The following is a 12,982-nucleotide window of genomic DNA, read 5'->3' as shown; positions in this document are numbered from 1 at the left end:
TCAGCGAATAGAATCGCCTCAGTAACACTCTTGATAAGCCATTGCTGCACGAAATGGTGCTGGTTTTTATCCATGTAACCGCTGACCATGTTCTAGGGCTTGGCGTTCAAATGAATGACTATTTTGTGCGGCACGCATTAATTCATTCCGAGTGCGTACAACAATTTCAATAGGCAATGCTAGGCCACGTAGACTACGATACGCCTCCCGCGCTCGCCGATATGTTGGCTGATTTGAAGCATCATTGAGCGCGATCAATAGATCAATATCGCTGTCTGCGGTCGGCTGTCCCCAAACACGCGATCCGAACAATAGAATTTGCTCTGGTTCCATTGCCTGCACAATGCGCCGCACTGCCTCATTTAATAATTCTGGGTCGATGTCACGCATCACGGCCGCCGAGGAAAGCGACTAAAATCCGGCGCACGCTTTTCTAAAAACGCATTCCGCCCTTCTTGACCTTCTTCTGTGGTGTAAAACAAAGCCGTCGCATTGCCAGCTAATTCCTGAATACCGGCTAATCCATCGGTATCGGCATTAAATGCGGATTTAAGTACGCGCAATGCCGTCGGTGATAAGCGATTCATTTGGCGACACCAAGCAACCGTTTCAGTTTCTAATTCAGCCAGCGGCACCACTGTATTCACCAGCCCCATATCAAGCGCCTCCTGCGCATCGTATTGACGACATAAAAACCAGATTTCTTTTGCTTTTTTTAATCCCACCGTCCGCGCCATGATTCCAGCACCAAAACCAGCATCGAAACTACCAACACGCGGCCCAGTTTGACCAAAGCGTGCATTCTCAGCCGCAATCGTGAGATCACAAATTAAATGCAGCACATGCCCGCCACCAATTGCATAGCCTGCGACCATCGCCACCACCGGTTTAGGCAGTGTGCGAATTTGGCGTTGCAGTTCTAATACATTGAGATGCTCAATTCCCACCTCATCTTTATACCCCTCATGACCGCGAATACGTTGATCGCCACCGGAGCAAAATGCTAGATCGCCCGCGCCGGTGAGAATAATGACGCCAATCGTTGAATCCATGTGCGCACGATGAAAGGCGTCAATGAGCTCGCGCACCGTTTGCGGGCGGAACGCATTGCGTACTTCGGGGCGGTTAATGGTGATCTTGGCGATATGTTCGGCCTGATGATAGAGAATGTCCTGATAACAGGCGTCCGCTGGAGCCTCCCAGTCGATGGGGCGCGAGTCGATCTCGGCATAGTTCGTGGTTGCTTGCATAATCTCTGACGCCACCTAGAGTGCCTCGCTGTCAATAAAAAATAAAAACGGAAAAGCCCTGATCAATCAGGGCTTATTTATTGCACGGTCAAATCAAAGCGAACCGACAATTCGCTTAGGTATTCTGAATTACAATACGCGGAAACTTCGCCGCATAATCTTTCGCTTGCAGCGAGAGTTTTGCCGCCGTTTTGCGAGCAATTTCACGATACATCTGGGTGATCCGCGAATCCGGCTGGGCAATTACGGTCGGTTTACCATTATCGGTTTCTTCGCGAATCTGAATATCCAGTGGCAATGAACCGAGTAACTCAACGCCGTATTGATCCGACATGCTTTTTCCGCCGCCCTGCCCGAAAATATGCTCGGCGTGTCCGCATTTTGAGCAAATATGGATGCTCATATTCTCGACAATTCCCAGCACCGGCACCTCAACTTTCTGGAACATTTTCAAGCCTTTGCGTGCATCAAGCAGCGCAATATCCTGCGGCGTGGTGACAATAATCGCCCCCGAAACCGGCACTTTTTGCGCCAGCGTCAATTGGGTATCACCCGTGCCCGGCGGCAGGTCAATCACCAAATAATCCAGCTCTGACCAATTCGTATCATTAAGCAACTGTTCCAGCGCCTGCGTGACCATTGGGCCGCGCCAAATCATCGGCGTTTCTTCTTCAATTAAAAAACCAATCGACATGGTTTGAATGTCATAGCTGCGCATCGGTTCAAGCGTGCGCCCGTCTTTTGATTCCGGCTGACCGCTAATACCTAGCATCCGTGGCTGTGACGGGCCATAAATATCGGCATCCAGCAGCCCGACGGTTGCGCCCTCAGCCGCCAGCGCCAGCGCCAAATTGACCGCTGTCGTGGATTTGCCCACGCCGCCCTTGCCCGAAGCGACGGCGATGATATTTTTTACATTATCAATCGGTTTGAGCGACTTTTGCACCGAATGTGCTTTGATCTCCCAGCGCACCTCGACCGCAACCGCGCCGACACCGGCGACCTGTGCAACGCGCTCCGTGAGTGCCGCGACTATGGCCTGTTGCGCACCGGCGGCCGGAAAGCCAAGCACCACCGTGATGCGCACCTGATCGCCATCGATGGCGATAGCTTGAATAGCGTGAGCGGCGACCAGATCGCGCCCCAAATGCGGTTCCTGATAGGTCTTGATCGCGGCTTCGATGGCGTCGTGTGTCGGTTGCGACATGAGGTGCTCCGTGTGGCTGTGAGTCAAAAATCGGCGTCGGCGACTGCGCTGCAAGATGGGTCTCAGCGGTCGTCAATTCAACGCGGCTAAAACCGCGAAAAATAGTAAGGATACGGCATCCGGCGCGATGCACGCTAGAGAGACCGCAGAGTGGCTGGTAAATCGTGAGATAATTTACGGCAACATGCTGTACGCGCTTCCCTTTACGATTCCGCACCATTGCGAGCCACAACCATGCACCAATCCCGCGACATCCTTATTACCAGCGCCCTGCCCTATGCTAACGGGCCGATCCATCTTGGCCATCTTGTTGAATATATTCAAACCGACATCTGGGCGCGATTCCAAAAAATGCGCGGCCATAATTGTTGGTATGTGTGCGCCGATGATGCGCACGGCACGCCAATTATGCTCCGCGCCCGTCAAGAGGGCGTGACCCCAGAGCATTTAATTGCGCGGGTTGCAGCAGAACATCAAGCTGATTTTGCCGCCTTTCATATTGGCTTTGACAACTATCATTCAACCCATTCGCCGGAAAATCAGCATTACGCAACCTTGATTTATACCCGCAACCGCGATGCCGGCCATATCGCGCAGCGCACCATTACGCAAGCCTATGATCCAGTTGAACAGATGTTTTTGCCGGATCGGTTTATTAAAGGCGAGTGCCCAAAATGCGGCGCTGCCGATCAATATGGCGATAATTGCGAAGCCTGTGGCGCAAGCTATTCACCGGCTGAATTAAAAAATCCGCGCTCGGCAGTTTCGGGTGCCGTGCCGGAACAGCGCGAATCGGATCATTATTTCTTCAAACTCGGCGATTTTGAGCCGATGTTACGCGCTTGGACACGCAGCGGCAGCTTACAAAAAGAAGTCGCTAATAAGCTCGACGAATGGTTTGCCGCTGGCCTGCAAGAATGGGATATTTCCCGCGATGCGCCCTATTTTGGATTTGAAATCCCCGATCATCCGGGCAAATTTTTCTATGTCTGGCTCGATGCGCCGATTGGCTATATGGCCAGTTTTCAACACCTCTGCGATCAAACGCCCGGGTTAGAATTTGCACGGTTTTGGGGCCAAGATTCGACTGCTGAACTCTATCATTTCATCGGCAAAGATATTATTTATTTTCATGCGCTGTTTTTTCCAGCTATGCTGCATGGCGCGGGTTTCCGCACGCCGAGCGCAATCTTTGCGCATGGCTTTTTGACAGTTGACGGACAAAAGATGTCAAAATCACGCGGCACCTTTATTAAGGCGCGTACCTATCTCGATCATCTTAACCCCGAATATCTGCGCTATTATTTTGCAGCAAAATTGGGCGCAAATGTCGATGATATTGACTTAAATTTGGAAGATTTTGCAGCGCGAGTCAATGCTGATTTAGTCGGTAAAGTCGTCAACATTGCCAGCCGCTGTGCTGGATTTATTAGCAAGCGATTTGATGGGCGATTAGCGGCAGCCTTAGCAGAACCGGCGCTTTTTGCTGAATTTATTACCGCCGGTGAATCAATTGCCGCCGCGTATGAAAAGCGTGAATTTAGTCGAGCGGTGCGCGAAATTATGGCCTTAGCGGATCGGGCGAATCAATATATCGACGAACACGCGCCCTGGGTAGTTGCCAAACAAACTGGACGTGAAGCCGAATTACAGGCAATCTGCTCGATGGGACTCAATCTATTCCGCGTGCTGATCGGTTATTTACGTCCAATTTTGCCCAAAACCGCTGCTGAATCCGAAGCTTTTTTGCAGATTGAGCCATTGACTTGGGACGCGCTCGCTACACCCGTGCTCGATCATGTGATTGCGCCATTTAAACCATTGATGACGCGGGTTGATCCACAGCAAATTACTGCGATGTTAGACGCCTCAAAAGCGGATTTAAGCGCAACACCCGCTACGGCGACAGCTCCCGTAATTACGAATCCGCATTTAGAGCGCGATCCAATTGCTGGCCCGATTGATTATGAGAGCTTTGCAAAGATTGATTTGCGGGTTGCTTTAATTCGTGAAGCGCGTGCTGTTGAAGGCGCAGATAAGCTGTTGCAATTAACGCTTGATCTCGGCGGCGAAACGCGCACTGTGTTTGCGGGTATTCGCGCTGCTTATGATCCAACAGATCTTGAAGGCCGCATGACAGTGATGGTGGCTAATCTTGCGCCGCGCAAAATGCGTTTTGGTGTGTCTGAAGGCATGGTGTTAGCGGCTGGGCCGGGCGGATCGGAATTGTTTATTCTGAGTCCTGATTCCGGGGCAGAGCCGGGGATGAAAGTGAAATAACATGTTAGCTGTTTTGCATGATTCGGTTGGCAGATTAAATTGGTCGCGTATCAGGCCAAACCGTTGAAGACCATTACAACCCGCCACACTTAAGCCATGATTACGCTCGCCTGGCCCTGGATCTTATTCGCACTGCCGCTCCCGTGGTTTGCTGTGCGCTGGCTGCCAGCGGCGCAGACCGATGCGGGCGGCGCGGCTTTGCGCTTTCCGCTGCGCGTCGCACTCGGAACAGCCGCGCCCGGTCAGGCGTCGCCGCCGTCGGCTTGGCAGCGCTGGCGAGTGTTGATCGGATTGATCGCTTGGGGATTGCTGGTGCTGGCGGCTGCGCGTCCGCAGTGGGTCGGCGAGCCGATTCCGCTACCGCTGGCCGGTCGCGATCTGCTGTTGGCGATTGATGTCTCGGGGAGCATGGAGCAGGAGGATTACGAACTCGACGGGCGGGCGGTCTCACGGTTGGCGGTGGTGCGGACGGTCGCGGCGGCCTTTGTCGAGCGGCGGGCGGGCGACCGGCTTGGCCTGATTCTGTTCGGCACGCGGGCATATCTGCAAACGCCGCTGACCTTCGATGGGGCCACAGTTGCGGCGATGTTGCGCGATGCGGTGGTCGGATTAGCCGGACGCGAAACGGCGATTGGCGATGCGATTGGGCTGGCGATTAAGCGGTTACGCGAGCAGCCAGATGGACAGCCTGTGCTAATTCTGTTGACGGATGGCGATAACACCGCTGGGGCGCTTGATCCACTGGAAGCCGCTGAACTGGCGGCTCAGGCTGGGGTGCGCATTTACACCATCGGCATTGGTGGCGGTGAACTCGGCGTGCGCTCACTGTTCGGGATGCGTCTATTGCGTCAAGCCAGCGACTTCGATCCGACGACGCTCCAGCGCATCGCCGCCATCACCGGCGGGCGAGCGTTCACGGTTGACAGTCGGCAGGAGCTAGAAGCCGTATATGCTGAATTGGATCAATTGGAACCGACCGAGCGCGAGCAGCGCACCTATCGGCCTCAGCGGGCGCTGTTTGTCTGGCCAGCGGCGTTGGCGTTGTTGCTGTCGCTGCTATTGAGTGTGCTCGATGCACAGAGATTTGAGCGTGTGGTGCAGTGGATTCGACAATGCACAACCTGACAACATCCCCCATGTTCTTTCTCCGTCCCCTCTGGTTTTTGGCGCTAATCCCGCTGGCGTGGCTGTTATGGCGACTGTGGCGACAGCGCACGCAGGCAGCGAGCTGGGCGGCGCTCGTCGATCCGCAGTTATTGCCGCATCTGCTGGTCGGTCACAGCACGGGCGCACCGCGCTGGCCGTTAGCATTGCTCGGGATCGGCTGGCTGATCGGGGTGATTGCGCTCGCTGGCCCGGTCTGGCGACAACTGCCGCAACCAGTGTTAAGTCTGGATGCCCGCTCAGTGATTGTGCTCGATCTCTCGCCGAGTTTCGATGCTGCTGATGTTTCGCCCACGCGGTTAGCGCGGGCGCGGTTTGAGACGCTCGATCTGCTCCGTGCGCTGCATGAAGGTCAGATCGGCTTGCTCGCCTTTGGCCCGGAACCCTTTTTGGTCGCACCACTGAGTGCCGATGCCAACACCATCGCCGCCCAGGTGCCGCTGCTCACGACCGATCTGATCCCACTCCCCGGCCCGCGCCGCACGGATTTGGCGCTCGAACAGGCCGCCGGAATGCTGGAGCGTGCCGGCAGTGGTGCTGGGCATGTCGTGCTCATCACCGATGGGGTCGGAGAGCTGGCCGGATCGCTGGCAGCGGCGCGTGCTTTGGCGACGGCTGGGCATCGGCTGTCGGTGTTAGCGGTCGGCACACTCGACGGCGCTCCGGTGCCGCGTGCTGGTGGTGGATTTGAACAGGATGCAGCGGGCGCGGTGCAGATTGCGCGACTGGAACGCGAGCGGTTGCGCGATCTGGCGGACGCTGGCAACGGACGTTATCTCGAAGCCAGCGTCGGCGAGGCGGATACGCAGGCGCTGCTGGCTGCCGCGCCGCGCCCCGAGGTCGAGCTTGCCGCGTCCAATCTGACGGCGGATCGCTGGCGCGAGGAAGGCCCGTGGTTGCTGCTGTTGGTGCTACCGTTGGCGGCACTGGCATTTCGGCGCGGCTGGTTAGCGCCAGCAGTAGCGTTGGCGCTGTGCGTGCCGCCGGATTCTGCGCAAGCATTAGATTGGGCCGATCTGTGGTGGACAGCCGATCAACGCGCTGCGCAGGAATTAGCCGCCGGTCATCCCGAGACAGCCGCGACGCAGTTTGACGATCCGGCGTGGCGAGCGGCGGCGCATTATCGCGCTGGTGAGTTTGAGCAGGCGCTGACCGCGCTCGACGGTCGCACTGACGCAACAGCTACGTACAATCGCGGCAATGCGCTGGCACGCTTGGGGCGGTTCGATGCGGCGGCGGCGGCCTATGAACAGGTGTTGCAACAGGCTCCCGATCATGCCGATGCACGGCATAATCTCGAACTGGTGCGCCGACTGCGTGACCAAGAGCAAGATCAAGATCAAAAACAGCGCGATGACGGTCAGAACGGTTCATCGCAGTCGCCGTCTGAATCATCCGCTGGATCGCAGACCAATGCCGATGCGCAGTCTCAGCCGCATCCCGACATCACGCCGAACGAGCAAGCTAAACCACAACCCGATGCTGAATCAGACCAGCCCGCTGCATCGGAGCGAGCCGCTAAACCCGAATCCGAATCCGAATCCGAATCTAAGCCGGAAACCGCCGCGTCGGAATCCGTAGACGACCGCTCACCGGCTGAACGCGAGCGTGAACAGGCACTAGAGGCGCGGTTGCGTCAGGTGCCCGACGATCCGGCGGGGCTACTGCGCCAGCGTTTTCTTCTGCAACATCTGCGTCGTGAGGGCCAATTACCGTGATTGCCAAAAGCTGTACATTTGCGCTCTGGCTCGCGCTGCTCTCGCTGGCGCTGGTGTCATCGACGTTTGCCGCCGAGTTACGGGTACAGGTGGATCGGGAGCGCGTGGCGCTGGATGAAGTGATCGAACTGCGCTTGATTGCCGAAGGCGATCTCGACGCCGAGCCAGATTTTGCGCCGCTGGAACGCGACTTCGATATTTTACGTCGGGGTCAGAGTCAGATGACCAGCATTCTCAACGGGCGCATGTCGCAAAGCCGTCAGTGGAGCTTGGAACTGGCCCCCAAACGTACCGGACGCCTGACCATTCCAGCCCTGCACGCCGGCGCCGATCACAGCGATCCGCTGACGCTGGAAATCGTCGCGCCCGGACAAGCTGAGGCCGATGCCGCTGGCCCGCGCACGCTCTTTATTGAAGTCGAAGCTGAGACCGCGACACCTTATGTGCAACAGCCGCTGATCTATCGCGTCAAGGTCTACTATCGTCAACCGCCCCAGCGGGCCGTGCTCTCCGAACCGCAGATCGACGGGGCCACAGTCGAGCGATTGGGCGAAGATCATGCCTATGATGACCAGCGTAACGGGCTGGCTTATCGCGTCATCGAACGCCGCTATCGGCTCACGCCTCAGCGTAGCGGCGTGCTGACCATTCAATCACCGCGCCTCGAAGCGACGCTCGACGATCCGCGAGCGGGCGCACGTCAGGATCCCTTTGCTGAACTCGATCAAGCCTTCGGCGGACGGCTATTTCAGGGCTTTCCGACCATGCCGGGCGCAACTGCTCGCGGGCGGCGCGTGGTCGAGCGAGCGCCGGATCTGGAACTCACCGTTCGCCCTCAGCCGACCGCGACCGACAGCGGTTGGCTACCGGCAACCTCGGTGCAACTGAGCGAAGAATGGGCACCAAGTCCGCCACGCTTTCAGGTCGGCGAGCCGGTGACTCGTACCCTAACGATCACGGCTGAGGGCACTACGGCAGCGCAACTGCCGGATGTCAGCTTAGGGACGCTCAACGGAGTGCAGGTCTATCCCGATCAACCACGCGGCGAAGATTTGACCAGCGGCCCCGCGCCTGCTGCGCTCAAAACGCTCAAATTTGCGCTCGTTCCGTCGCGCCCGGGATTGCTGACGCTGCCCGAAATTCGTCTCAACTGGTGGGATACGCGCACCGACCGTGCTCAGGTGGCGGTGATTCCGGCCCGCACCGTCGAGGTTGCGCCCGCGCCGGGCAGCAGTCTCGCCGCTACTCCGCCGTTACCCGCCGCGCCGCAAGCGGCGGCTGATTTCACTGCTGATCCAATCTCGACCACCACGCCGCCAGCAACTGATAGCGCCGATAGCGGCTGGGGTATTTGGCCGTGGCTGGCGCTGATCGGCGTGCTGCTGACTGGCTGGGGTGCGACCGTCTATCTCTGGCAGCGCGAACGCCGCGCCCGCACCGCTGCCGCGCCGAGCGCGTCGAATATTCGCCCGCCAGCGCCAACCGCTGTCGGGCTAGATCACGCCCGCCGCGCCCTGCAAACAGCGTGCGCGGCTGAAGATCCTCGCGCCACCCGGGCCGCGCTGCTCGACTGGGCACGCGCCCGCTGGCCGGAGCGGACATTCACTGGATTAGAGGCGCTGGCCGAGGCGTTCGCCAACGCGGAATTAAGCGCCCTGCTCCGCGATATCGACCGTGCGATCTACGCTCCGCCCGGCGAGTTTTGGGACGGTACGGCCGTGTGGGCCAGCTTAGAACCGCATCTCGACGGCACGCGCCCAGATAAAACCGCTGCCGCTGCGCCAATTCCTGAACTGTATCCGCGTATTTGAAATCGATGGTCACAAAATGGGAGATTTGTGACCGTTAAATAATTCGATCCTGATTCCTTTTCCCTTCACTGTTAATCACTAGGTCGGCGGTTCGAGCCCGTCCCAGGGAGCCAAATAAGCGTTGAAAATCCTCGTGTTTCTCTGAGACACGGGGATTTTTTATGCCTCAAAATCACTGGCTCCGGTCCATTTCTGGAGTCAGCCGCCAGATCGGCTTCAGCGCCCAGCTTCCAACCGTATCACAGCACGCGATCCGGTTGCGCGGGCATAGCGATCCAGGGTGCGCAGGCTCGGCAGGGTGCGTCCGCTCTCCAGCCGAGCGACGGTCGATTGCGAGGTGCCCATACGCTTGGCGACCTGCTCCTGGCTTAAACCGGCGCGAGTCCGCGCGGCGATCAGTTCGCGTGCAAAGGCGTATTCCGTTTCCAACGCCTCATACTCGGTGCGAATCTCAGGGTCGTTCAGTAGGCGGGTTTTCAGATCGGCAAGGTCAATCATCGGTCAAGGTCTCCAAGCGTCTACGGACCATCTCCAGGGCGCTTCTCGGGGTCTTCTGCGTCTTCTTGATGAAGACATGCAGCACGACCAGGCGTTGCCCGGTACGCGCCACATAGACGGCGCGAGCAATACCATCACGACCTTTCAAGCGCATCTCCCACAGCTTGCCTTCCAAGTGGCGGATATGCGGCATCCCGACCTGTTGCGGGCCGAAGGTTTGCAGCAGCTCGGCCACATGCAGAAACCGCGCGCCAATATCGGCAGGCATGGCGAGCAATTCGGCTTCCGCTTCGGGTAGCAACTGGATCGTCCAGGGCATCCAGGGCATCCGTTTATCTCGTTTTTAAGATAATGCAGAGCATACCAGATCCGCCGGCATTAACGAGACGGTCAGCCGGTCAAGGTGATTGTGTTGGCGGCTGACCGCGAGACACCGCTGCCGCGCAATCTTCAGCGTCATGCGGGCGCCCTGACCCTGACGCAAGAGCCGTTGGCGTTTCAGGCGGCGATGCGGGACGAATGGACATGATCGTGCTGGATACCTGTTGGGTCTCGGCTGCTCCAAACGAAAAACACCCCCGGTGGTCCGAGGGCGTTTGGGTGTGACATCCATGTCGGCTTTGATGGTCAGCAAAAAACCGAACCTGACCCCTTATCCCTAAAAACCGAACCTGACCCCTTATCCCTTATCCCTATCCAATCCAAAAACCGAACCTGACCCCTTATCCGCCTTATCCGCCTTATCCGATCCGCCCCTTATCCGCCTTATCCGCAGAAAACCGAACCTGACCCCTTATCCCGCCTTATCCCCTTCCTTATCCCCTTATCCCGTGTGACCCCTTATCCCGTGACCCCTTATCCCGTGACCCCTTATCCCGTGACCCCTTATCCCGTGACCCCTTATCCCCGGGACGCCGATGACGCGGAGGGTGAGTTTGGCGATCCGCTTGGTCAGGGTGCGTTGGTTCCCTTTGAGAGTTCGGCGGTGATCAGTCGTCCCTTGAGTTCCCGGTAGTCCGGGAAATGACCGTCAAAGCTCATCAGATATGCTTGATGGATCAACGCGGTCGCGATGATGAGCCGATCTTGCGGGTCTTTATGATGCTCAGGGAGGGCGACGGCACGGGCCGCGATCCGTGGCGTGACCGGTAGAAAACTGACGGTCGCGGACGCTTCGACCTCAGCCAGCCACACCTCGAACGACATCCCGAGATCGATTCGTCCGTGTCGATGCAGCCAAGCCATCTCGAAACAGGAGATCGCCGAGACGGCAATCTCGTCGGCTTCCTCGATCAGGGCGATCTGCGCACTGGTGAGTTTTCCGGCGATCTGATTGGTCCACCAATGCCAGATGTGCGTGTCCAACACGATCACTGGTCAATGCCCCAGTCGGAAGCTGGCGCGCTGTTCATGACATCGCCCAGTTCGCGTACTTTTCCGGCCAATGCAGCGGGTGGCGAGCGCCGCCGCCGGTCTGTCGTTGGCGCTGACAAGGGCGGCTTTGGCTCCATGTCGAGCGGCCAAAAGATGACCTCGATCTTATGATGATGCAGCTCGTCTGGCACGGGAATGAGGGCCGGTGTGTCGTCGTAAATCATTCGGCTCGGGTTCATCGATGTCTCCGCGAAAACATTCAAAAAAGCTGTCGTCAACGGGTGTGACGAGCGACGAGCCCGCTAAGCGGCAGCCTCGAGAATCTTTCCGAGTTCCGCACGCAAGGCCAAGTCGTGACGATAATCGTTGGCCCATTCGATGGCCTGGACATCGTCTCGCCATGCACCTTGACTAAAGCGGTTGAAGAAATCCTCTGAGGATAGCCCCGCCTCGGTCTCGTAGCGGCTCAATCGCTTGGCGACGGCCACCAGCGGATCCAATGGGGAGTCGTATTGAATCGATTGTTTTTGCATGGTTCTTCTGGTCGCAAGGATCGAAATGACCGTCAGTCGTCGTGACCCAATCAGTTGCATTCCCGCTTGGCGCTACTTCATGTCGAGGCGTTCGCTTTCAGTAAAGCGTTAATTTCTTTTAATTGTGCAATCTGCTGATGGAGATTGGCGATTTCCTTGTCCCGCTCCTGCAACAGCAAACGGTACTTTTCAAGTTCGTGGGCGCATTGGGTTTCGGTTAAGAGGATATTTCCGTGTGAGCCATTATCATAATGGCATCCTTCTATGACATTAAATACATTTTTGTCGTTCAAATTTAACAGTTGCTGCAAATCCACGCCAATCGCCTCTGCGATCTTCCCCAACCGATCCACCTTGATGTCCGTCTCGCCCCGCTCGATCTTGGCATAGCCATTCGCCGAATAACCCAGTTTCTCAGCCATCTCCTCCTGAGACCAACCCCTACACAGACGCATCACCTTCAATTTTTCGTGGATTTGCATGGAATACTCCTGAAAGTGTTGGAAAAAGAGACTTATTGGGTGTTTTTTCTGGTGGCGCGGAATTTTATCATATTCATGCCTTAAATTAAGCATCGCCCATCGATGAATATTTTACTTGGCACCTAAACCAGTGTAAACGACTCCGCTGCAAGCATAATTTGGAGTACAGGCCTATGAAAACAGTAACCAAAGTGACACTTTTAAGCGCCTTAATGATTAGCAGTGCATCTGTGTATGCCGGCTCATGTAACGTGCATGTTTCGCGGCCTGATGGTGGATCAGCCAGCGGAGTAAGAGTAGTTGGCTCTGTATACAATGGAGCACAAACCCGATCGATTGATACCAATTCTTCTGGCGTGGCCATCTTAACGTGGACCAACGATAACAAACTTGATGATGTTTTTGTTAATGATAGCAGTACTGGTCAACAATGCTATGATGGTGGCAATGTAAGCTATCAAATGCGTTGATTTTTTAATCGCAACGTAGAAATCCACGCCCTCTGGGCGTGGCCAGAGTGCAACGGCTCTGGCAGTTAACTAAACAACCACCGGCTAAAGCCGGTGGGTTTGAGTAACGGACTGAAAGTCCGGATACGCGTCGGCTGAACGACGCGTTTTTATGGCGGCTCAACTTTAAACTCACTGGCGGGGTCTGCCTCAAAG

At 56.7% G+C, this 12,982-nt stretch carries 15 protein-coding genes; 6 read left to right on the top strand and 9 right to left on the bottom strand.

The annotated features are described in order from the left end of the window. Positions 1-66 precede the first annotated feature (66 nt). The 3 genes from BLW10_RS09495 to apbC form a co-directional block, all read right to left on the bottom strand. Positions 67-390, bottom strand: coding sequence for a nucleotidyltransferase domain-containing protein (locus BLW10_RS09495; RefSeq protein ID WP_091334231.1), 324 nt, complete (start codon positions 388-390; stop codon positions 67-69). Then, positions 390-1,250: a 1,4-dihydroxy-2-naphthoyl-CoA synthase gene (gene menB / locus BLW10_RS09490; RefSeq protein ID WP_091334229.1), complete on the bottom strand. Its 861-nt coding sequence runs from the start codon at positions 1,248-1,250 to the stop codon at positions 390-392. The genes BLW10_RS09495 and menB overlap by 1 nt, the downstream gene beginning before the upstream one ends. A gap of 115 nt (positions 1,251-1,365) precedes the next feature. Then, entirely contained in the window at positions 1,366-2,457 is a 1,092-nt protein-coding gene (apbC, locus tag BLW10_RS09485) for an iron-sulfur cluster carrier protein ApbC (protein WP_091334227.1), read from the bottom strand. Between the two features lie 234 nt (positions 2,458-2,691). On the opposite strand from apbC, the gene metG reads away from it, so the two are divergent. From metG to BLW10_RS09465, 4 genes are all read left to right on the top strand, one after another. After that, positions 2,692-4,737 carry a methionine--tRNA ligase gene (metG, locus tag BLW10_RS09480; protein ID WP_091334225.1) on the top strand — a complete coding sequence of 682 codons (2,046 nt, stop codon included), beginning with the start codon at positions 2,692-2,694 and terminating at the stop codon, positions 4,735-4,737. 96 nt (positions 4,738-4,833) lie between these two features. After that, positions 4,834-5,862, top strand: coding sequence for a VWA domain-containing protein (locus BLW10_RS09475; protein ID WP_091334224.1), 1,029 nt, complete (start codon positions 4,834-4,836; stop codon positions 5,860-5,862). A gap of 11 nt (positions 5,863-5,873) precedes the next feature. After that, complete coding sequence (locus tag BLW10_RS09470) at positions 5,874-7,619, top strand: vWA domain-containing protein (protein WP_091334223.1); 1,746 nt, start codon at positions 5,874-5,876, stop codon at positions 7,617-7,619. Continuing rightward, positions 7,616-9,430 carry a BatD family protein gene (locus BLW10_RS09465; protein WP_245709304.1) on the top strand — a complete coding sequence of 605 codons (1,815 nt, stop codon included), beginning with the start codon at positions 7,616-7,618 and terminating at the stop codon, positions 9,428-9,430. The genes BLW10_RS09470 and BLW10_RS09465 overlap by 4 nt, the downstream gene beginning before the upstream one ends. Before the next feature lie 216 nt (positions 9,431-9,646). Here the strand turns inward: BLW10_RS09465 and BLW10_RS09460 are convergent, their stop codons facing one another. Both BLW10_RS09460 and BLW10_RS09455 read right to left on the bottom strand, forming a co-directional pair. Continuing rightward, positions 9,647-9,928: a helix-turn-helix transcriptional regulator gene (locus BLW10_RS09460; RefSeq protein ID WP_091334221.1), complete on the bottom strand. Its 282-nt coding sequence runs from the start codon at positions 9,926-9,928 to the stop codon at positions 9,647-9,649. Then, entirely contained in the window at positions 9,921-10,256 is a 336-nt protein-coding gene (locus tag BLW10_RS09455) for a type II toxin-antitoxin system RelE/ParE family toxin (RefSeq protein WP_177169040.1), read from the bottom strand. Before BLW10_RS09455 ends, BLW10_RS09460 begins: the two co-directional genes overlap by 8 nt. A gap of 75 nt (positions 10,257-10,331) precedes the next feature. Here BLW10_RS09455 and BLW10_RS14440 point away from each other — a divergent pair, with 75 nt between their 5' ends. Further along, on the top strand, positions 10,332-10,457 hold the full coding sequence (locus tag BLW10_RS14440) for a hypothetical protein (protein ID WP_281241133.1): 126 nt from the start codon (positions 10,332-10,334) through the stop codon (positions 10,455-10,457). 422 nt (positions 10,458-10,879) lie between these two features. On the opposite strand, the gene BLW10_RS09450 is transcribed toward BLW10_RS14440, so the two are convergent. The 4 genes from BLW10_RS09450 to BLW10_RS09435 all read right to left on the bottom strand — a co-directional run bounded on the left by BLW10_RS09450 (position 10,880) and on the right by BLW10_RS09435 (position 12,317). Next, complete coding sequence (locus BLW10_RS09450; protein WP_091334219.1) at positions 10,880-11,302, bottom strand: type II toxin-antitoxin system VapC family toxin; 423 nt, start codon at positions 11,300-11,302, stop codon at positions 10,880-10,882. Then, positions 11,299-11,541 carry a hypothetical protein gene (locus BLW10_RS09445; RefSeq protein WP_177169039.1) on the bottom strand — a complete coding sequence of 81 codons (243 nt, stop codon included), beginning with the start codon at positions 11,539-11,541 and terminating at the stop codon, positions 11,299-11,301. Before BLW10_RS09445 ends, BLW10_RS09450 begins: the two co-directional genes overlap by 4 nt. Before the next feature lie 63 nt (positions 11,542-11,604). Next, positions 11,605-11,835 carry an antitoxin TumA gene (gene tumA / locus BLW10_RS09440; protein ID WP_091334216.1) on the bottom strand — a complete coding sequence of 77 codons (231 nt, stop codon included), beginning with the start codon at positions 11,833-11,835 and terminating at the stop codon, positions 11,605-11,607. A 77-nt stretch (positions 11,836-11,912) separates the two neighbouring features. Next, positions 11,913-12,317 carry a helix-turn-helix domain-containing protein gene (locus BLW10_RS09435; RefSeq protein ID WP_091334258.1) on the bottom strand — a complete coding sequence of 135 codons (405 nt, stop codon included), beginning with the start codon at positions 12,315-12,317 and terminating at the stop codon, positions 11,913-11,915. 173 nt (positions 12,318-12,490) lie between these two features. Between BLW10_RS09435 and BLW10_RS13795 the strand changes: the two genes are divergently transcribed. Then, positions 12,491-12,787, top strand: a complete 297-nt coding sequence (locus BLW10_RS13795) for a hypothetical protein (RefSeq protein ID WP_143117046.1) — start codon at positions 12,491-12,493, stop codon at positions 12,785-12,787. The last annotated feature ends 195 nt before the right edge of the window (positions 12,788-12,982 follow it).

This window comes from Allochromatium warmingii (assembly GCF_900107145.1).
Taxonomy (GTDB): Bacteria; Pseudomonadota; Gammaproteobacteria; order Chromatiales; family Chromatiaceae; genus Thermochromatium; species Thermochromatium warmingii.
The sequence above is the reverse complement of the archived record's forward strand: the minus strand, read 5'-3'. Positions and strand labels throughout refer to the sequence as shown.

Coding starts and splice junctions, on each gene's coding strand:
- BLW10_RS09445 (WP_177169039.1), bottom strand. CDS start 11,541: ATGAACCCGAGCCGAATGATTTACGACGACACACCGGCCCTCATTCCC.
- BLW10_RS09460 (WP_091334221.1), bottom strand. CDS start 9,928: ATGATTGACCTTGCCGATCTGAAAACCCGCCTACTGAACGACCCTGAG.
- BLW10_RS09455 (WP_177169040.1), bottom strand. CDS start 10,256: ATGCCCTGGATGCCCTGGACGATCCAGTTGCTACCCGAAGCGGAAGCC.
- apbC (WP_091334227.1), bottom strand. CDS start 2,457: ATGTCGCAACCGACACACGACGCCATCGAAGCCGCGATCAAGACCTAT.
- BLW10_RS09475 (WP_091334224.1), top strand. CDS start 4,834: ATGATTACGCTCGCCTGGCCCTGGATCTTATTCGCACTGCCGCTCCCG.
- BLW10_RS13795 (WP_143117046.1), top strand. CDS start 12,491: ATGAAAACAGTAACCAAAGTGACACTTTTAAGCGCCTTAATGATTAGC.
- metG (WP_091334225.1), top strand. CDS start 2,692: ATGCACCAATCCCGCGACATCCTTATTACCAGCGCCCTGCCCTATGCT.
- BLW10_RS09470 (WP_091334223.1), top strand. CDS start 5,874: ATGTTCTTTCTCCGTCCCCTCTGGTTTTTGGCGCTAATCCCGCTGGCG.
- BLW10_RS09495 (WP_091334231.1), bottom strand. CDS start 390: ATGCGTGACATCGACCCAGAATTATTAAATGAGGCAGTGCGGCGCATT.
- menB (WP_091334229.1), bottom strand. CDS start 1,250: ATGCAAGCAACCACGAACTATGCCGAGATCGACTCGCGCCCCATCGAC.
- tumA (WP_091334216.1), bottom strand. CDS start 11,835: ATGCAAAAACAATCGATTCAATACGACTCCCCATTGGATCCGCTGGTG.
- BLW10_RS09435 (WP_091334258.1), bottom strand. CDS start 12,317: ATGCAAATCCACGAAAAATTGAAGGTGATGCGTCTGTGTAGGGGTTGG.